The following is an 18802-nucleotide window of genomic DNA, read 5'->3' as shown; positions in this document are numbered from 1 at the left end:
CCGCCGGCCGGCGGTTGCCCGGCCCGGCGCCGCGACGGGCCCGGCAGCCGCCCACGGGGCGCGCCCGCCGCCGCACCGCCCTCAGCTCTCCGAGCCCGCCGCCGTCAGCGAGGCCCGGGCCGCCTCCAGGCGGCGCACGGCCTCCTCCCCGACCGGGCGCAGCCCGTCGAGCCCTGTGAGGGTGACCATCGCGCCCGGGTCGAGGGCCTGCACGGCGGTGCGGTCGCCGTCCCGGCGCACGACGACGTTGCACGGCAGCAGCAGGCCGACGGACCGGTCGACGCCCAGGGCGCGGTGGGCCAGCTGCGGATTGCAGGCGCCCAGGATCACGTAGTCCTCCACGTCCACGTCGAGCTTGGCCTTCAGGGTGGCGGTCACGTCGATCTCGGTGAGGATCCCGAAGCCCTCCGCGGCCAGGGCCTCGCGGACCCGGTCGACCGTGGTGGCGTAGTCGTCGTCGACGTGGACGGTGCGGTCGTAGCGCATGGGATGACTGCCCTTCTGATCGGTTGGTACGGACCCGGCAACAGCAGCCGGCGGCCGTCTGGGAAGTGGGGTGCCCCGCGCCCCGCACGCGCCGGGGCGCGCGAGACGGCACCCGGGCCCCCGCACACCGCCCGGCCCGTGAGCGGCTGCCGCGGCGGTGCGGGGCCGGAGCCCACCGGGCGCCTCCCCGTCCGTGCGCGGGACGCACGGCGGCGCACCGGACGGACCGCGGGCGGGCCGAGCCCGGCGCACCGGCACTCGGCCACCGGACCCGGTGGGGGACCGGCGTGGGGAGGGACGTGCGCCTGAGGCGCGCGGACGCCATACCGGTGTCATCGGAGCGCAGCGCGACCGGGGTGACACCCCTTCACCGGATCGGGTGCCCTCCCGGGGCAGCGCCGAGGGGCGATGTCAGAGGCGGCCGCTAGCGTGACGGGCATGATCGATGCCGAGGTGGTGCGCCGTGTCGCCCTGTCCCTGCCCGAGACCGCGGAGAAGGAGGCGTGGTCCATGCCCACGTTCCGGGTGGCGGGCAAGATGTTCCTGACGGTTCCCGACGACGAGACGTCGATCGCCGTGCGCTGTCCGAAACTCGAGCGCACGGAGCTGATCGCCGCCGAACCGGAGAAGTTCTGGGTCCCGCCGCACGAGGAGGGGTCCGCATGGGTGCGGGTGCGGCTCGCCGCGCTGGAGGACGCCGACGAGCTGCGGGACATCGTCGTGGACTCCTGGCGGCAGGCCGCACCGCCCCGCCTGGCCGAGCTCCACCCCGGCCTGCGCCCCGGCGGGGTCGCCGGCGGCTGAGGCTACTCGAAGCGCGCCGGATCGCCCGCCCCGCGGCGGACGATCTCCGGGGCGCCGCCCGAGAAGTCGACCACGGTGGTCGGCGCGGTGCCGCAGTCGCCCCCGTCGACCACCGCGTCCAGCACGTGGTCGAGCCGGTCCTTGATCTCCCAGCCCTGGGTCATCGGCTCTTCCTCGCCGGGCAGCAGCAGCGTGCTCGACACCAGGGGCTCGCCCAGCTCGGCGAGGAGGGCCCGGGTCACCGCGTGCTCGGGGATGCGCACCCCGACCGTCTTCTTCTTCGGGTGCTGCAACTGGCGCGGCACCTCCCGCGTCGCGGGCAGGATGAACGTGTAGCGGCCCGGTGTCGCCGCCTTCAGCGCGCGGAACACGTCGTTGTCGAGCTGCACGAACTGCCCCAGCTGCGCGAAGCTCTCGCACACGAGCGTGAAGTGGTGCCGGTCGTCCAGGTCCCGGATGGTGCGGATCCGTCCCAGGGCCTCCCGGTTGCCCAGCTTGCAGCCCAGCGCGTAGCACGAGTCGGTCGGATAGGCGACGAGCCCGCCGGAGCGGATCAGATCGGCCACGGTGACGATCAGGCGCCGCTGGGGGTCGTCGGGGTGCACGTCGAAGTACTTCGCCATCGCCCGAGCCTACGCCCTCCCGGCCCGGACCGTGACGCCCCGCTGCCCGCACTCCGGCGGCCGTGCCCGCGCCGCGGGCGGACGGTGCGCGGCGGCGGCTGCCGGCACGCCCCGGCCCCCGCGCCGTGGACGGACGGTCCCTGACCCCCCGTCACGCCGTGGTGGTGAGCGGGCCGGCCGACGGGTGGGACCGCCGACCCGTCGCAGTGACGCGCCGCAGCGGTGCCAGCGCGCGCCCGGCCGGCGCGCCCGCGGTCGGGGGCGCACCGCCGCCCGGGCGGCGCCCTCCCCGGACGGCCCGGCGGCAGCGCACGGGCGCCGGGCCGCCGCACCGGCACCTCGCGGCGTCCCCTCCTCCCCGCACGGCGCCGCCGCCGGTGCCCTGTGGCGCTCCGCTTGCGCACGGCTCCGGTCGTCAATGGTTCGCGGTACCCCGCCCCGTGTGGCGCCGGCCGCCCATGCCGCATGGTGCCCCGACTCCGTACGGCGCCTGAGCCGCCGATGCCTCGGTGGCTCCCCACCCCCGTACGGCACCGACCGCCGCCCCCGGAAATCCTCGGATGGCGGAGGCCCGCAGGGGCCGCGTTCCGCGTGTTCGTGCAGGCAGAGGCGCCGCCCGCGGCTCGTACGCACCCGTGTGGACGGGCCGCGGGGCGTGAACGGTGTGAGCCTGGTGGAAGACATGGCCGCGGTTCGGCGGCTACGAGGAGGCGCAAGGCGGATGACGGACGATCCCACCGACGGCGGGGCGGCGCGCGCCGCGAGCCCGGAGGACGGCTTCACGGCCCTGCGGGCCGTCGCCGACGCCGTCCTCTACGAGGGCTACCTCCTCTACCCGTACCGCCGCTCGTCGCCGAAGAACCGGGTGCGCTGGCAGTTCGGCGTCCTCACCGCGCGGGCCTGGGCCGAGGCCGCGGGGCCCGGCGCGGGCCCGGCCGGGGTGTCGGGGGCCGCCGACTCGTGGTACCAGCAGACCGAGTGCCTCGTGCGGGCCGACCCGGCCGCGCGCGTACGGATCCGGCTGCGCCACCTCCAGCTCCAGCGCAAGCAGGTCGAGCGCTCCGACGGGCGGGGCGGCCACCTGCCGGTGGAGTCGCTGGACAGCGGCGGCACTGTCCACCTCACCTTCGACGAGGCGGTGCCCCGTGAGACCGGTGTGGCCGTCACCCTCGGCGACCTGTTCGCCGGTGAGCGCGCGTACGAAGCGGGGTGGCCCGGGGGCGAGGACACCGAACCGCTGCCGGGCGGCGCCGGGCGGGTGGTGCGGCGCCGATGGCCCGTCGGCGCGCGCCTGCGGGTACGGGCCGAGGAACAGCCCGGCTCGCCCGGCCTGTACCGGCTGTGGATCCGCACCGAGAACACCGGATCCGAGCCCGGCTTCGACGCGCCCCGCGAGACGGCCCTGCGGCACGCCCTCCTCGCCACCCACACGCTCGTCGGCGGGGAGGGGCTGGAGTTCCTGTCGCTGACCGACCCGCCCCCGCGGGCCGCGGCCGCCGCCCGGCAGTGCCGGAACGTGCACACCTTCCCCGTCCTCGGCGGCGCCCCCGGGAGCAGCGGCCTCGTGCTGTCGTCGCCGATCATCCTCTCCGACCACCCGCAGGTGGCGCCCGAGAGCCCAGGCGACCTCCACGACGCCGCCGAGATCGACGAGATCCTCACCCTGCGCACGATGCTGCTGACCGACGACGAGAAGCGCGAGGCCCGCGCCACCGACGCCCGGGCCGCCCGCATCCTCGACCGGGTCGAGTCCATGCCGCAGGAGGTCTTCGAGCGGCTGCACGGCGCCATCCGCTCCCTGGAGCCGGCGCCCGCCGCCCGCGCCGCGGCGCCGTGGTGGCAGGAGGGCGGCGACGAGGGGCTGTCCCCGGCGACGGACACCGCGCTCGTCGACGGGGTGCCCGTGGCAGCGGGCAGCCGCGTACGCCTCCGGCCGAGCGGGCGGGGCGCCGACGCCCACGACATGTTCCTGACCGGCCGCACCGCCCGGGTGGCTGCGGTCTTCCACGACGTGGACGGCAGCGTGCACCTGGCGGTCACGGTCGACGACGACCCGGCCGCCGAACTGAACGCCTGGTACGGCCGCCACTACTACTTCCGCCCCCACGAACTGGAGCCCCTCGACCCGTCCGGGCCCGACGGCCGCGGGCCGGGCTCCCGGCCCGCACAGGCCGGCCCCGCACCCGGCGAGCCGCTCGGACCGGACGGTCGGGGACCGCTCGACGCGCTCCGCCCCGACGACCCCGCACCGGGCGGCCGGGAGGGCCCTCGCGGGCCCGAACCCCTCGACGAGGAGGAGAGGCGAGGTGATGGACGCACTCGAACTGTTGGCGCATGACCACCGCATGGTGGAGCAGCTCTTCCGCGATTACCGGGCCGCGGCCTCCGACACCCAGCGGCGGGCCGTCGTGGAAGTGCTCGTCCGCGAGCTCTCCAAGCACGCCGTCCTGGAGGAGCTGATGGTCTACCCGGTCGCCAAGGAGGTGCTGCCCGACGGGCCGCGGGAGGTCGAGCAGCGACTCGGCGAGCACCGGGCCGTGAAGCAGACCTTCCTGGCGCTGGACCGCCTCACCGCGGGCGACGAGCGGACCGACGGCCTCGTCGACGCACTGCGCAGGGACGTGGAGCAGCACGTCCGCGATGACGAGGGGGAGCTCACGCCGCGGCTGCGCGGCGCCGTGTCGCAGCAGGACCTGGACGAACTCGGCGGCCTGCTCGACGAGGCGAAGCAGACCGCCCCCACCCGGCCGCACCCGCACGCCCCCGAGGAGCCGCCCGCGCTGGCCCTGGCCGCGCCGGTGGCAGCGGCGTACGACCGGCTCCGAGACCGACTGCAGGGAAGGCCGAGGACATGACCACCGACGCCGGCACCACCGAAACCAGCCGACAGCCCGAACCCGGGCCGCAGCCCCACGGATTCGACGAGGTCCACATCCTCTGGATCTCCGAGGGCATGAGCTGCGACGGCGACACCGTCTCCCTCACGGCGGCCGGACAGCCCGCCATCGAGGACGTCGTGCTCGGGCTCGTCCCGGGCCTGCCCAAGGTGAACCTCCACAACAAGGTCCTCTCGCCGAGCCTGGGCGGCGAGGACTTCCTCGCCCCGTACCGGGCCGCGGCCCGCGGCGAACTCGCCCCGTTCATCCTCGTCATCGAGGGCTCCGTCCCCAACCAGAACATCATCGAGGGCGACGGCTACTGGACCTCCTTCGGCAACGACCCGGAGACGGGGCAGCCCCTCACCCTCAACTGGTGGATCGACCAGCTCGCGCCGAAGGCGTGGGCCGTGGTCGCCGCCGGCACGTGCGCCGCGTACGGCGGCATCCACGCGATGGCGGGCAACCCGACCGGCAGCATGGGCCTCGCCGACTACCTCGGCTGGGACTTCAGGTCCCAGGGCGCCCTTCCGGTGGTGAACGTGCCGGGCTGCCCCATCCAGCCGGAGAACTTCATGGAGACCCTGGTGTGGGTGCTCCACCACGCCGCGGGCTCCGCCCCGCCGCCCCCGCTCGACGCCATGCTGCGCCCGCAGTGGATCTTCGGCAAGACGGTGCACGAGGGCTGCGACCGCGCCGCCTACTACGAGCAGGGCGACTTCGCGAAGGACTACAACTCGCCCAAGTGCGAGGTCAAGGTGGGCTGCTGGGGGCCCGTCGTGAACTGCAACGTCCCCAAGCGCGGCTGGATGTCCGGGGTCGGCGGCTGCCCGAACGTCGGCGGCATCTGCATCGGCTGCACCATGCCCGGCTTCCCGGACGCCTTCATGCCGTTCATGGACGAGCCGCCCGGCGGCAGCCTCTCCTCGATGCTCATCCGGCCCTACGGCGCCGTCATCCGGCGGCTGCGCGGCATCAGCAACATCGCCGCCAACCGCGAACCCCGCTGGCACCACAACAAGTCCGAGCTCACCAGCGGCTACGACCCGTACTGGCGCCCGGGCCACACCCCCCACGACCGCGGACGACGACCGCGGGCCACGACACGAGGAACGCACACATGACGCAGACGGAGGACCGCATCGGGGCCGGGGAGCGCAAGCCCGCCCAGATCGTGGACATGTCCTGGGACCCGATCACCCGCATCGTCGGCAACCTGGGCATCTACACCAAGATCGACTTCGCCAACCGCGAGGTGGTGGAGTGCCGCAGCACCTCGTCGCTCTTCCGCGGCTACTCGGTGTTCATGAAGGGCAAGGACCCGCGGGACGCCGGGTTCATCACCTCCCGCATCTGCGGCATCTGCGGCGACAACCACACCACGTGCTCCGACTACGCCCAGCAGATGGCGTACGGCGTGAAGCCGCCGCCGCTCGCCGAGCACATCGTCAACCTCGGCGAGGCGGCGGAGTACATCTTCGACCACACGATCTTCCAGGACAACCTCGTCTTCGTGGACTTCTGCGAGGCCATGGTGAAGTCCACCAACCCGAGCGTCCTGGCCAGGGCCGAGCAGACCCAGGCGCCCCGCGGCGACATCCACGGCTACCGGACCATCGCCGACATCATGCGCAGCTTCAACCCCTTCGAGGGCGCGACCTACAAGGAAGCCCTCAAGGTCAGCCGCATCACGCGCGAGATGTTCTGCCTCATGGAGGGCCGCCACGTCCACCCGTCGACGCTCTATCCCGGCGGCGTCGGCACGATGCCGACACCGACCGCGTTCACGGACTACCTGTCCCGGCTGATGAGGGTCCTGGACTTCGTCAAGCAGGCCGTGGCGATGAACGACGACGTGTTCGACTTCTTCTACGAGGCGCTCCCCGGTTACGAGGAGGTCGGCCGGCGCCGCATCCTCCTCGGCTGCTGGGGCGCCTGGCAGAACCCGGACGTCTGCGACTACCGCTACGAGACGATGAGCGACTGGGGCCGGTCGATGCACGTCACCCCCGGCGTCATCGTCGACGGGGAGCTGCGCACCAACGACCTCGTCGACATCAACCTCGGCATGCGCATCCTCCTCGGCAGCTCGTTCTACGACGACTGGACGGAGGAGCAGCCGTTCGTCACGCACGACCCGCTCGGCAACCCGGTCGACATGCGCCACCCGTGGAACCAGACCACCGTCCCGGTACCGCAGAAGCGCGACTTCGACAGCAACTACAGCTGGGTCATGAGCCCCCGCTGGTACGACCGGAAGAGCGGCGAGCACCTCGCGCTCGACACCGGCGGCGGCCCCCTCGCCCGGCTGTGGTCCACGGCGCTCAACGGCCTCGTCGACTCGCAGTACGTCAAGGCCACCGGGCACAGCGTCCGCATCACCCTGCCGCGCAGCGAGAAGCTCCCCGAGACCACCCTGGAGTGGGAGATCCCCCGGTGGAGCAACACCATCGAACGGGACCGCGCGCGGCCCTACTTCGTCGCCTACGCCGCCGCCATGGCCTTCGAGTTCGCCGAGAAGGCGATGGGGCTGGTCCGGGCCGGCGAGACCAAGGTGTTCGAGAACTTCGAGGTGCCGGACGAGGCCATCGGCTGCGGCTTCCACGAAGCGGTCCGCGGCGTCCTCTCCCACCATCTGGTGATCAAGGACAAGAAGATCGCGAACTACCACCCGTACCCGCCCACCCCGTGGAACGCCAGCCCCCGCGACAGCTACGGCACGCCCGGCCCGTACGAGGACGCGGTGCAGGGCCAGCCCGTCTTCGAGGAGAACGGCCCCGACGACTTCAAGGGCGTCGACATCATGCGGACCGTCCGCAGCTTCGACCCGTGCCTGCCCTGCGGCGTCCACATGTACCTCGGCCAGGGCACCACCCTCCGCAAGGTCCACTCGCCGACCTACGGAGGCGGGCATGGCTGACCGGGACCGGCTCGACGCCGCCGCGGTCGCGGACCGGCTGGCCCGCGTCGACGACCTGCTCGGCCACGTCGAGGCCGCGCCCGGCCCCACCGCCGACGCGGCACTCCACGCCGTACGGGCCCTCACGGAGCTCTACGGGGAGGCCCTCGCCCGCGTCCTGGACCACGCGGACACCGGGCTGCTCACGGCCCTGGCGGCCGACGAACTCCTCGGCCACCTCCTCGTCCTGCACGACCTGCACCCCCACCCCGTGGAGCGCCGCGTCGCGGACGCCGTCGAGGCGCTGCGGCCCGCCGTACGCGAACAGGGCGGCGACGTCGTCCTGGAAGGCGTGGAGGGAGGCGTCGCCCGGGTACGGCTCTCGACGGGCGGAGGCTGCGGCTCCGGCTGCGGCAGCGGCAGCGGCGGCGGGGTGGAGGAGGCTGTCCGCGAGGCCGTCCTCGCCATGGCACCGGAACTGTCGGAGGTGCAGGCCGTACCGGACCGCGCCGCGGCCCCGCCCGCCTTCGTCCCGCTGGCCACGCTGAGCCGCCGGCCGGACCCCGTCCCGCAGGAGGCGCCGTGACCGGCGGAGCCCTCGCCCGGCTCATCCGCTCCGCCGGGGAACCCGCCCCGCGGGACCCCGCGCCCGGCGAGCACTGCGAGCTGTGCGACGAGCGGGTGCCCGACGACCACCGCCACCTGTACGACACCGACGGCGGCGAGGTGCTGTGCGCCTGCCGCGCCTGCTCCCTGCTCTTCGCCGACGAGGACACCGCGCGGGGACGCTACCGGCTGGTGCCGCGGCGCCGCGTCCGCCTCCCGCCGGTCGACACGACCGCGCTGGGCGTGCCCGTCGGCCTGGCCTTCTTCGTGCCCGGCGCCGACGGCACCGTCACCGCCCACTACCCCAGCCCCGCCGGGGCGACGCGCTGGGAGGCGGACCCGGCGGCCTGGGACGGCGTCGTCGCGGGCTGCCCGGCCCTGCGCGACCTGCGCCCCGACGTGGAGGCCCTTCTCGTCAACACGGCGTGGGGGGCGCACCACCACTGGATCGTCCCGGTCGACGACTGCCACCGCGTGGTGGCCGTCGTCCGCCGGGAGTGGCGGGGGATGTCCGGCGGCGACCGGGTCTGGCCCGCCGTCGAGCAGTTCTTCGCCGGACTGGAAACGAGCGAACCGACGACCACGTGAGGAGCGGACGGCCATGGGCAGGATCAAGGTCGGCAAGCCCCAGGTGAAACCCGACACCCCGTCGCACGTGCCCGGACTCCACGAGGGCAACAAGGGACCGTACGAGCGGCAGGTCGGCCACCACGCGGACGGCACCGCCGACGCGCGCAGGTCCACCGGCGTCAACTGGCGCCGCCACGAAGCGATCCTGAAGATCATGCCGAGCATCCCCCCGGGATGACCGCGCGTCAGCGCGGCGGCAGCGCCACAAGGAGGAGAATCGTGATCACGGCGAGACGGGTGCTCATGGCGGAGGCGGCGGTGGCCGGCGGGCTGCTGCTCGCCGTGCTGATCCGCGAGATCCCCGGGATGAGACGGGAAGTGAAGATCTGGCGGATGGCCGGACTGCGCTCACGCTCCCGCCACCCCCGCTGAACCGCCAACCGACCCACCGCCGGGGGCGCCGGCGTCCGCGAAGCCGCCGGAGCGCCCCCGGCCACCCCTCCGGGAGCACCCGCCCATGCACGAACTGTCCATCGCCACCGCCATCGTGGAGCGCGCGACCGAGCTGGCGCAGGCCCACGGCGGCGGTGCCGTGTCGGCCGTGACGGTCCGGGTGGGCGAACTGTCCGGCGTCGTCGCGGACGCCCTGGCGTTCTCGTTCGAGGTGGTCCGCGAGGGCACGCCGCTGGCCGCCGCGCGGCTGGTGGTCGAGGAGGTGCCCGCACGGGCCCACTGCGACCCGTGCGGCACCGCGTTCGACGTGGGCTCCCCTCCGCTGTTCTGGTGCCCCCGCTGCGACCGGGCCGCCCCCGAACTGCTGAGCGGCCGCGAACTGGACATCACCGGCGTGGACCTGACCGACCCGCCGGACTCCCGCCCGGCGGAGACCGCCCCTGCACCGCCACCCGCACGGACGGCCACCTCCGGTGCCTTCGACGGCCCGGCCAGGCCCTGACGCGGGCCTCCCACCCGCGGCGGACCCCACCGCGAAGCCGTGCCCGGCGAGGAGGAGTCCCTGCCCCGGGCATGACGCGGGCCCGCTGCCGCGACGCGTCCCGGCAGCGGGCCCGAGGGGAACGGTCAGCAGATGCGGGGCAGCTGCTCCCCGAGCGGCAGGTCCACCACCCGCGTACCGCCCAGGCCCGTCGCGGCCACCACCATGCCCGGATGGTCGGCGACGCACTCACCGATCAGCGCCGCGCCCGCGCCCTGCGGGTGGGCCCGCATCGCCGCCAGCACCGCGTCGGCCGCGGCCCGCGGCACGAAGGCGACCAGCCGCCCCTCGTTGGCCACGTACAGCGGGTCGAGCCCCAGGAAGCCGCAGGCGTTCGCCACCGCGTCCGGCACCGGCACGGCGCGCTCCCGGAGGCGGACACCGGTGCCCGAGGCGCGGGCGATCTCGTTGAGCGAGGCCGCGAGGCCGCCGCGGGTCGGGTCGCGCAGCACGTGCACGTCCGGGCACACCTCCAGCACCGCCGCCACCAGGCCCGCCAGCGGGGCCGTGTCGCTGGCGATCTCCACGCCGAACTCCAGCCCCTCCCGCACGCTCATGACCGCCACGCCGTGCATGCCGATCGGGCCGCTGACGATGACCGCGTCGCCCGGACGCGCCCGCCGCGGGTGGATGTCGACACCGTCCGGGACGACGCCGATCCCGGCCGTCGTCACGTACAGCCCGTCGCCGTGTCCGGCCTCCACCACCTTCGTGTCGCCCGTGGCCACCACCACGTCCGCGGCGGCCGCCGCCGCGCCCATCGCACGCGCCACCCGGTCGACGACCGCCAGCTCCACGCCCTCCTCCAGGACGAACGCCGCCGACAGCCACGCCGGCCGCGCCCCGCTCATGGCCAGGTCGTTGACGGTGCCGTTGACGGCCAGGTCCCCGATGCTGCCGCCGGGGAAGAACAGCGGCTGGACCACGTACGAGTCGGTGGAGAACGCCAGCCGCGCACCGCCCAGTTCGAGCACCGCCGAGTCGCCGAGACCGGACAGCACGGCGTTGCCGTACGCCGGGGCGAAGACCTGCTCGACCAGCTCCGCCGACAGCGCCCCGCCCCCTCCGTGCCCCATCACGACGACCGGCTGGTCCCGCAGGGGCGCGGGGCAGGTCCAGTCCGCGGGATCGACGACCGTCTCAGCCAACGGGGTTCATCTCCTTGCGGTCAGCGGGGCGTTCCATCCGGCGGTAGAGGTGGTAGGCCGCACAGGCGCCCTCGCTGGACACCATCGTGGCGCCCAGCGGCGTGCGCGGCGTGCACAGCGTCCCGAACGCCGAGCATTCCGTCGGCTTGATCAGCCCCTGGAGCACCTCGCCGCTGCGGCACACCGCGGGCTCCTCCGTGCGGATGCCCGCCACGTCGAAGCGGTGCTCGGCGTCGAAGTCGCGGAAGGCGTCGGTGAGCCGCCACCCGCTGTGCGGGATGACCCCGATGCCGCGCCAGGACCGGTCCGTCACCTCGAACACGTCCTCGATCATGCGGAGCGCCGCCGGGTTGCCCTCGCCCCGCACGGCCCGCTCGTAGGCGTTCTCCACCCGGTGCTCGCCCCGTTCGAGCTGGCGCACGGCGCGGCGCACGCCCTCCAGGATGTCGAGCGGCTCGAAACCGGTCACCACGATGGGGACGCGGTGCCGCTCGGCCAGCTCCGGGTACTCCGCCGTGCCCATCACGCTGCACACGTGCCCCGCCGCCAGGAAGCCCTGCACCCGGCACGACGGGGCCGTCATGATCGCCTCGACGGCCGGAGGCACCCGCACGTGCGAGACCAGCAGGCTGAGGTTGCGCAGGCCCAGGCGCCGCGCCTGGTGGACGGCCATGGCGTTGGCGGGCGCGGTCGTCTCGAAGCCGATCCCGAAGAACACCACCTCGCGGTCCGGGTGGCGGCGGGCCAGTTCCAGCGCGTCCAGGGGGGAGTACACCACCCGGACGTCCCCGCCCTCGCCCTTCACCCGGAACAGGTCCCGGCCGGTGCCGGGCACCCGCAGCATGTCGCCGAACGAGCAGAAGACGACGCCGGGCCGGGACGCGATCTCCAACGCCTTGTCGATCAGCTCCAGCGGGGTGACGCAGACCGGGCAGCCCGGACCGTGGATCAGCTCCACCTCCTGCGGCAGCAGCTGGTCGATGCCGTGGCGGATGATCGAGTGCGTCTGCCCGCCGCACACCTCCATCAGCGCCCACGGCCTGGTCACCGTTGCGTGGATCTCGTCGAGCAGCCTGCGCGCCAGCCCCGGGTCGTTGAACTCGTCGATGTACCTCACCGTGCTCCTCCCTCACCGGCGCCCGGCGCGGCGCCGGGCACGGGCACCCCGGCCTCCGCCGCCGCCCGGTCCCAGGCGTCGCCGAACTCCTCGTCGAGCAGCCCGAGCTGCCCGAACAGCTCCAGTGACGCCCGGGCCGACTCCTCGTCCAGCCGCTGCAACGCGAAACCGACGTGGACGATCACGTACTCGCCGACCGCGACGTCCGGCACGTACTCCATGCAGACGCTCTTCTGCACGCCTCCGAAGTCGACCAGTCCGGTCAGCGGATCGGTGCCGCCGTCGACGGCCACCACCCTTCCGGGCACCGCAAGACACATGCGTTTCCTCGCTCCTTAGTCCGACGTACGACGGCCCTGCGGCCACCGCAGGGGTTCGCGTGCCGCCACGACGAGCTGGCCGAGGGCGAGCCCGCCGTCACCCGGCGGGACCTCGCCGTGCCGCAGCACCGTGAAGCCGCGCGCGGCCAGCCCGTCCGCGCACGCCCCGTCCAGCAGGGCGTTGGCGAACACCCCGCCGGTGAGGGCCGCGGTCGCGACCCCCGTCGCCAGCCGGGCGCGCCGGCACAGCTCCACCACCGCCGCCGCCACACCGCGGTGGAAGCGCGCGGCGAGCACCTCCACCGGCACGCCCCGGCGCAGGTCGCCGACCAGGCCCGCCAGCACCGGCGCCGGGTCGCAGCGCAGCGCCCCCGAGGAGCCGCCGCCGAACCCGAACGCGTACGCGCCGGTGTCGGCGTGCCAGGCGCGGGCCGCCGCGGCCTCCAACTCCAGCGCGGCCTGCGCCTCGTAGCCCGACCGGTGGCACAGGCCCACCAGCGACGACACGGCGTCGAAGAGGCGGCCCATGCTCGATGTGGACACACAGCCCAGGCTCCGCTCCAACTGCCGCTCCAGCACGGACAGTTCCGCACCCGGGCAGGCGGCCGTGCACGGCAGGTCGCGGTCCCAGGGCAGCCCGGCGGCCCGCAGCCGCGCGAGCGCCGTCCGGCACGGGTTGTGCACCGCCGCGTCACCACCCGGCAGCAGTGCGGGCGCCAGGTGCGCGAACCTGCGGTACCCGGCGTAGTCGGCCAGCAGCACCTCACCGCCCCACACGGTGCCGTCGTCACCGTGGCCCGTGCCGTCGAAGGCCACACCGATCACCGGGGACGCACCGTCGAGCCCGTGCTCCGCCATGACGGACGCGATGTGCGCGTGGTGGTGCTGCACCCGCACCAGGCCGCGCGCCCCGCAGGACGGCAGCGCGTCGGCGTGGCGCCGCGCCCACCGGGCCGAGTGATAGCCCGGGTGCCGGTCCGCGGCCACGACCTGCGGGCTGACGCCGGTGAGCCGGCGCAGGTGCCGCTCCGCGCGGGCGAACGCGTCCAGGGTGGCGAGGTCCCCCATGTCGCCGACGTGCGCCGAGAACCAGGCGTCGTGCCCGGCGCCCACGCACAGCGTGTTCTTCAGGTCACCGCCCACCGCGAGGCCCGGCCGCAGCGGGACCGGCACCGGCAGCGGGCGCGGGACGTAGCCCCGGGAGCGGCGCAGCACCAGCGCGGTGCCGTCCGACCGGACCCGCAGCACGGAGTCGTCGCACGGCGCCTGGATGGGCCTGTCGTGGGTCAGCCACGCGTCCGTCAGCGCCCGCAGCCGCGTCAGGGCCTGCCGGTCGTCGGTGACGATCGGCTCCCCGGAGACGTTCCCGCTGGTCATCACGAGGAGCCGGGGCCCCGGCGGGTCGCCGGGCAACCCGAACAGCAGGTGGTGCACCGGCGTGTACGGCAGCAGCACCCCGAGGTGCGGGCTGCCCGGGCACACGCCGTCCGCGAGCCGCAGCCGGCCGGCGCCGGGCTCCCGCGGCCGGACGAGCACGATCGGGCGGTCCGGGCCGACGAGGGCCGCGCGTTCCGCTTCGCCGAGGTCACCGATCTCCGCGGCCGTGTCGAGGTCGGCGCACATCACGGCGAACGGCTTGCCGCCGCGGGCCTTGCGGTCCCGCAGGACGGCGACGGCCCGCGCGTCGGTCGCGTCGCACGCCAGGTGGTAGCCGCCGAGCCCCTTCACGGCGACGATCCGGCCGGCCGCCAGCATCCGGCGGGCCGCCGCCAGGGCCTCCGCGCCCCGGGCGGGCCCGGACCCGCCGCCCGGGGCGGGCACCAGGCGCAGCCGGGGGCCGCAGTCAGGGCAGGCGACCGGCTGGGCGTGGAACCGCCGGTCGCCCGGGTCGCCGTACTCCGCCGCGCACGACCGGCACAGGGCGAAGCCCGCCATGGTGGTCGCCGCCCGGTCGTACGGCAGCGACGCGGCGATGGTGAAGCGGGGGCCGCAGTGGGTGCAGGTGATGAACGGGTGCCGGTGCCGCCGGTCCGCCGGGTCGCGTAGCTCGCGCAGGCAGTCCTCGCAGGTGGCGGTGTCCGGCGGCAGCAGCGTGCGGCCGGTGCCGCCCCGCTCGGAGGGCCGGATCGCGAAGCCCGGCCCGTCCCCGGCGGGCGCCACCTCGTCCGCCCGTACGGCGCTGACGGCGGCCAGCGGCGGCGGTTCGGAGGCCAGCCGCGCCTCGAACGCCGCGAGGGCGTCGGGCGGCCCCTCCGCCTCGATGACGACGCCGTCGTCGGTGTTGCCCACGAAGCCCGCGAGGCCCAGCTCGGTGGCGAGCCGGTGCACGAACGGCCGGAAGCCGACGCCCTGCACCACCCCCCGGACGAGGAGCCTGCGCCGTACGACCGCTGCGGTCGTCACGCCGCGCCCTCGGGGACCGGATGCACGTGCGGCCGCCCGGCCAGCGGCGGCCGGTGCCGGGCCCCGGCACCGTCGCGCACGGCGAGGACCCGGTCCAGCAGCACGTCGGCGCCCTGGCCGGTGCGGGCGCAGGAACGCACGATCTCCACCCCGGGGTTGACCTGCCGCACGTGGTCGGTGAAGGCCCCGTCGTCGAACCCGGCCGCCTCCGCAAGGTCCGTCTTCGTGAGGACGACGAGATGTGCGGAGCCGAAGGCCGTCGGGTACTTCAGCGGCTTGTCCTCGCCCTCGGTGACCGCCATGAGGACGATCCGCAGCTCCTCGCCGAGGTCGTAGGCCGCCGGGCAGACGAGGTTGCCGACGTTCTCCACGAACAGCAGCTCCGTGCCGGGCGGCAGCCAGCCGGCGAGGTGGCGGCGCACCTGATCCGCCTCCAGGTGGCACAGCCCGCCCGTGAGGAGCTGCTTCACCGGCGCGCCCGACCGGGCGAGGCGCCGGGCGTCGTTCTCGGTCGCCAGGTCGGCGGTCAGCGCCGCCACGGGGAGCCCGCGGTCCACGGCCTGACGGAGCACCAGCCCCAGCAGCTCCGTCTTGCCGCTGCCGGGGCTGGACAGCAGGTTCACCGCGGTGACGCCCTGCGCCGTCAGATCGTCCCGCAGGGTGGCGGCGAGGCCGTCGTTCTTCGCCAGGACGGCCTGGGTGACGTCGACGGACCGGCACATGGCGGTGCTCCTTCGCTTGGGGGCGCGTGGCTGGGATCGGATCCCTACCGATAGTGGGCGTCGGGAGGGCCCATCCCCGCGGACCGGACGGAACGGGGCCCGAGAATCCACCGGGTGGCCGAGCGGGGCGCCGGGCGCACCAGGGTCGGGCCCGCCGCTCGGGAGCAGGACGGCACCCGGCACCAGGACCGCGCCACCCGGGGACAGGACGGCACCCGTCGAGGGCCCGGCCCGGGGCCCGGCGCCGGGTCGACGCGGGGCGCCGTTCCCGCATGCGGGAACGGGTTCGTCGGGCGGGGGCGGCACGGTGGGGGGCCTGGAACTCAGGCCCGTGCTCACCGGTCGGGCCGGGTGCGGGCTCGGTGGCCGGTGCCGCGCGGCCGGTCCGGGGGTCGGGCGGTGCTCTCGGCGGGGGCGTTCACCGGGGCGGTGGCACGGGAGGAGGCACCTGAGCCGTTCGGTAGTGTGTTCGTCCGGGAAAGGGGCGAGCGGCTGTGCCGGGTGGCGACGGCGGCAAGGCCGTGGACATGTCCGTGACCAGGACGACGGCACGGCCTGGAGGCCCCTGATCCCGCGGATGTGAGCACGCGAGGGACGGGGGAGCACCGATGAAGACCGTTCACGTCCACTCCGGGGCGGGGGGAAGCCCGCCGCCTGAGAGCGGCACGGTCATCGACGTACGGGATCTGCGGATGCGCTACCGCAGCCAGGAGGTGTTGAAAGGGGTCGGCTTCACGGCCCGGCGAGGCGAGGTCGTCCTGCTGCTCGGCCCGAACGGCGCGGGCAAGACGACCACGATCGAGGTCCTGGAGGGCTTCCGGATGCGCTCGGCCGGTGACGTGAGCGTCCTGGGCACCGATCCGGCCGACGGGGACGAGCGGTGGCGTGCGCGCCTGGGCATCGTCCTGCAGTCCTGGCGCGACCACGGCAAGTGGCGGGTGCGGGAACTGCTGGCGCACCTCGGCTCGTACTACGCGCCGTACTCCACGGCCCTCGTGCGGCGGCCGTGGGACGTCGACGAACTGCTCGCCGCCGTCGGGCTGACCGCGCAGGCGGACACGCGGGTGGGAACCCTGTCCGGCGGGCAGCGCAGGCGCTTCGACGTGGCCGTCGGCATCGTCGGCAGACCCGAGGTGTTGTTCCTGGACGAGCCCACGGCGGGTCTGGACCCGGAGGCGAGGAACGAGTTCCACGGCCTGGTACGCGGGCTCGCGGACGAGAACACCACGGTGCTGCTGACCACGCACGACCTTGCCGAGGCGGAACGGCTCGCCGACCGGATCCTCATTCTGGCCGGCGGCCGGATCGTGGCCGACGGCTCCGCCGAGGAGCTGTCGCGGCAGGCATCGGCCGAGGCCACGGTCCGCTGGACGCGGGACGGGCGGCCCTTCGAGGAGGCGACGGCCGAGCCCACCCGGTTCGTCCGACGGCTGTTCGAGGAGTACGGCGAGGCGATCGGCGGGCTGGAGGTGCGCCGGGCGAGCCTTGAGGACACCTACCTGACGATGGTGCGGGAGCTTGAGGCCGGGCGCGTTCCCCCGGGGCCGACGGCGCACGCCTTCGGGGAGGGAGCGCGATGAGTCCGGTGTGGTACGCGGCGGGCGTGGGGGTGCGGCGCGGCTGGACGGAGCTCCGGCAGACCTTCACCACCGGCCAGGACGTGTTCGGCTACGTCCTCTGGACGGTCCTGCTCCTCGTGCCCCTGTTCCTGCTGAGGGACGACCCGCTGGAGGGGGCCGGCATCTCGACCGGTGCCTTCATGCTGCCGAGCATGCTGGGCATGACGCTCGCGTTCACCGGCATGATGACCACGGCGCAGCTGCTGGCGACCGAGCGCGAGGACGGCACTCTGCTGCGGGCCAAGGCCGTGCCGCACGGCATGGTCGGCCACCTGGTCGGCAAGATCGTCATGGTGTCGGGCACGGCCCTCGCCTCCATGGCCCTCCCCTTCGCCGTCGGCGTGTTCCTGGTGGACGGGGTGGCCCGGCAGGGCGGCGGGGCGCTGCTGACGCTGGTGTGGGTGGTGCCGCTGGGGCTCCTGGCGACCCTGCCGGCCGGTGCCGTCATCGGCTCACTGGTCAGCAGTCCGCGTGCCGTCGGCTTGCTGATGCTGCCGGTGATGGGACTCGTCGTGATCTCCGGCATCTACTTCCCGCTGTCCGAGCTGCCCGAATGGCTGCGGATCGTCGGACAGCTCTTTCCCGTGTACTGGCTCGGCCTCGGCCTCCGCTCGGCGCTGCTGCCCGCCGATGCGGTCGCCGCCGAGATCGGCGAGTCCTGGCGGCACCTGGAGACCGTGGGCGTGCTGGGTGCCTGGGCGCTCGTCGGGCTGCTCGTCGCACCGTCCGTCCTCCGCAGGATGGCCCGCCGCGAGTCCGGGGCGGCGATGGCGGAACGGCACCGGAAGGCCATGCAGCGGGTCGGTTAGCGAGGTGCCGGCGATGCCGGCCCGGCTCCTGTGCAGGTCGCGTGGAGGGCGTCCGCCCCGGCGGACGCCCTTCTCGCTGCCGGATGCGGGTGCGTTCCTCGTACCGGGCGGGCACGTCGGGGCGGCGGGCCTGCGCGGTATGCCGGCGCGGACAGCCGTGCACGACCGGGGTCTGCACCACGGGGGTTCCGACGGCCGGAACCGGGGAGGGCGGACTGCGCCAGCGGGCCGAAGCGGTCCGTGACGCGGTCGAGTGGCACCGCCGAGTCGTGCGGGCCCCGTCCCGGGGACCGGTTGCGGGAGCCGGAGGCCACGCCCACCGGCGGAGCGGGGTGGCGTGCTCCCGCCCCGGCGACCGGGCCGCGCCTCAGGGGGCCGGCGCGGCCTCCAGCGACGCGGCGGGGTCCGCGAGCAACTCCCGGGTCACCGTACGCAGCAGCTCCACGGCGCGGGGCACGGCGTCCCGTACCGGCCCGCTGAGCCCGAAGGCGACGTCCTCGTCGCCGTGGAGCCGCACCGCCGGCTCGCAGCCCAGGACCAGGACCCGGGGCAGCACCTCGTCCCCCTCGCCCAGCCGCGCGGCGAGCGCCAGGACCTTCACCGGGTCCATGCCGTGGGCCTCCGGGACGGGCCCGTCCTCGGGCACGTCCGCCTCGATGAGGTGCAGCGTGCCGGGCTCCTCTCCCCGGGGGGCCGCGTCGACCAGGACGGCCGCGTCGTACCCGGCCAGCAGCCGGTAGGCGAGGTCCATCCCGCGGATGCCGAAGTCCACCGTCTCGACACCGGGCGGAAGCGGGTCGGCGACC

19 protein-coding genes and 1 pseudogene are annotated in these 18802 nt (G+C 74.8%); 12 read left to right on the top strand and 8 right to left on the bottom strand.

Annotated features, from left to right (window positions below):
• Positions 1-81: 81 nt before the first annotated feature.
• On the bottom strand, positions 82-486 hold the full coding sequence (locus BJP40_RS03880) for a DUF302 domain-containing protein (protein WP_071278615.1): 405 nt from the start codon (positions 484-486) through the stop codon (positions 82-84).
• Between the two features lie 438 nt (positions 487-924).
• On the opposite strand from BJP40_RS03880, the gene BJP40_RS03875 reads away from it, so the two are divergent.
• The gene (locus tag BJP40_RS03875) at positions 925-1290 is read left to right on the top strand and encodes an MmcQ/YjbR family DNA-binding protein (protein ID WP_071264734.1); all 366 of its coding nucleotides are present in this window, start codon (positions 925-927) and stop codon (positions 1288-1290) included.
• 2 nt (positions 1291-1292) lie between these two features.
• Here BJP40_RS03875 and BJP40_RS03870 read toward each other — a convergent pair whose 3' ends face one another.
• Complete coding sequence (locus BJP40_RS03870) at positions 1293-1913, bottom strand: L-threonylcarbamoyladenylate synthase (protein ID WP_071264710.1); 621 nt, start codon at positions 1911-1913, stop codon at positions 1293-1295.
• Positions 1914-2634: 721 nt separating this feature from the next.
• Here BJP40_RS03870 and BJP40_RS03865 point away from each other — a divergent pair.
• The 9 genes and pseudogenes from BJP40_RS03865 to BJP40_RS03830 form a co-directional block, all read left to right on the top strand.
• Positions 2635-4251 carry a hypothetical protein gene (locus BJP40_RS03865; RefSeq protein WP_071278614.1) on the top strand — a complete coding sequence of 539 codons (1617 nt, stop codon included), beginning with the start codon at positions 2635-2637 and terminating at the stop codon, positions 4249-4251.
• The gene (locus BJP40_RS03860; RefSeq protein ID WP_071278613.1) at positions 4223-4768 is read left to right on the top strand and encodes a hemerythrin domain-containing protein; all 546 of its coding nucleotides are present in this window, start codon (positions 4223-4225) and stop codon (positions 4766-4768) included. Before BJP40_RS03865 ends, BJP40_RS03860 begins: the two co-directional genes overlap by 29 nt.
• On the top strand, positions 4765-5913 hold the full coding sequence (locus BJP40_RS03855) for a hydrogenase expression protein HypE (protein WP_071278612.1): 1149 nt from the start codon (positions 4765-4767) through the stop codon (positions 5911-5913). The genes BJP40_RS03860 and BJP40_RS03855 overlap by 4 nt, the downstream gene beginning before the upstream one ends.
• The gene (locus BJP40_RS03850; protein ID WP_071278611.1) at positions 5910-7709 is read left to right on the top strand and encodes a nickel-dependent hydrogenase large subunit; all 1800 of its coding nucleotides are present in this window, start codon (positions 5910-5912) and stop codon (positions 7707-7709) included. The genes BJP40_RS03855 and BJP40_RS03850 overlap by 4 nt, the downstream gene beginning before the upstream one ends.
• Positions 7702-8274, top strand: coding sequence for a NifU family protein (locus BJP40_RS03845; protein WP_071278610.1), 573 nt, complete (start codon positions 7702-7704; stop codon positions 8272-8274). Before BJP40_RS03850 ends, BJP40_RS03845 begins: the two co-directional genes overlap by 8 nt.
• Positions 8271-8882 carry a DUF5947 family protein gene (locus BJP40_RS03840; RefSeq protein WP_071278609.1) on the top strand — a complete coding sequence of 204 codons (612 nt, stop codon included), beginning with the start codon at positions 8271-8273 and terminating at the stop codon, positions 8880-8882. The genes BJP40_RS03845 and BJP40_RS03840 overlap by 4 nt, the downstream gene beginning before the upstream one ends.
• Positions 8883-8895: 13 nt before the next feature.
• Positions 8896-9102 (top strand): hypothetical protein, encoded by a 207-nt coding sequence (locus tag BJP40_RS03835; protein ID WP_071264470.1) that lies wholly within the window; start codon positions 8896-8898, stop codon positions 9100-9102.
• Between the two features lie 41 nt (positions 9103-9143).
• A complete protein-coding gene (locus tag BJP40_RS33930; protein ID WP_177204295.1) occupies positions 9144-9296 on the top strand; it encodes a hypothetical protein in 153 nt (50 codons plus the stop codon).
• 85 nt (positions 9297-9381) lie between these two features.
• Positions 9382-9717, top strand: a pseudogene (locus BJP40_RS03830) (hydrogenase maturation nickel metallochaperone HypA); the annotation flags it as partial.
• 227 nt (positions 9718-9944) lie between these two features.
• Here the strand turns inward: BJP40_RS03830 and hypE are convergent.
• The 5 genes from hypE to hypB all read right to left on the bottom strand — a co-directional run bounded on the left by hypE (position 9945) and on the right by hypB (position 15568).
• Positions 9945-10934: a hydrogenase expression/formation protein HypE gene (gene hypE, locus BJP40_RS03825; protein ID WP_079170901.1), complete on the bottom strand. Its 990-nt coding sequence runs from the start codon at positions 10932-10934 to the stop codon at positions 9945-9947.
• A gap of 64 nt (positions 10935-10998) precedes the next feature.
• Positions 10999-12123 (bottom strand): hydrogenase formation protein HypD, encoded by a 1125-nt coding sequence (hypD, locus tag BJP40_RS03820; protein ID WP_071278607.1) that lies wholly within the window; start codon positions 12121-12123, stop codon positions 10999-11001.
• Positions 12120-12443, bottom strand: a complete 324-nt coding sequence (locus tag BJP40_RS03815) for a HypC/HybG/HupF family hydrogenase formation chaperone (RefSeq protein ID WP_071278606.1) — start codon at positions 12441-12443, stop codon at positions 12120-12122. The genes hypD and BJP40_RS03815 overlap by 4 nt, the downstream gene beginning before the upstream one ends.
• A gap of 15 nt (positions 12444-12458) precedes the next feature.
• Positions 12459-14846, bottom strand: coding sequence for a carbamoyltransferase HypF (hypF, locus tag BJP40_RS03810; protein ID WP_071278605.1), 2388 nt, complete (start codon positions 14844-14846; stop codon positions 12459-12461).
• The gene (gene hypB, locus BJP40_RS03805; protein ID WP_071264462.1) at positions 14843-15568 is read right to left on the bottom strand and encodes a hydrogenase nickel incorporation protein HypB; all 726 of its coding nucleotides are present in this window, start codon (positions 15566-15568) and stop codon (positions 14843-14845) included. Before hypB ends, hypF begins: the two co-directional genes overlap by 4 nt.
• A gap of 608 nt (positions 15569-16176) precedes the next feature.
• On the opposite strand from hypB, the gene BJP40_RS03800 reads away from it, so the two are divergent.
• Positions 16177-17148, top strand: a complete 972-nt coding sequence (locus BJP40_RS03800; protein WP_071278604.1) for an ABC transporter ATP-binding protein — start codon at positions 16177-16179, stop codon at positions 17146-17148.
• Positions 17145-17996 (top strand): ABC transporter permease, encoded by an 852-nt coding sequence (locus tag BJP40_RS03795; protein ID WP_071278603.1) that lies wholly within the window; start codon positions 17145-17147, stop codon positions 17994-17996. Before BJP40_RS03800 ends, BJP40_RS03795 begins: the two co-directional genes overlap by 4 nt.
• A 367-nt stretch (positions 17997-18363) precedes the next feature.
• On the opposite strand, the gene BJP40_RS03790 is transcribed toward BJP40_RS03795, so the two are convergent.
• The coding region (locus BJP40_RS03790) for a hydrogenase maturation protease (protein ID WP_071278602.1) at positions 18364-18802 on the bottom strand (439 nt) is incomplete at its 5' end.

Source organism: Streptomyces sp. CC53, assembly GCF_001865245.1.
Taxonomy (GTDB): Bacteria; Actinomycetota; Actinomycetes; order Streptomycetales; family Streptomycetaceae; genus Streptomyces.
Note: the sequence above shows the minus strand (reverse complement) of the source record. Positions and strands in the feature narration are given on the sequence as shown.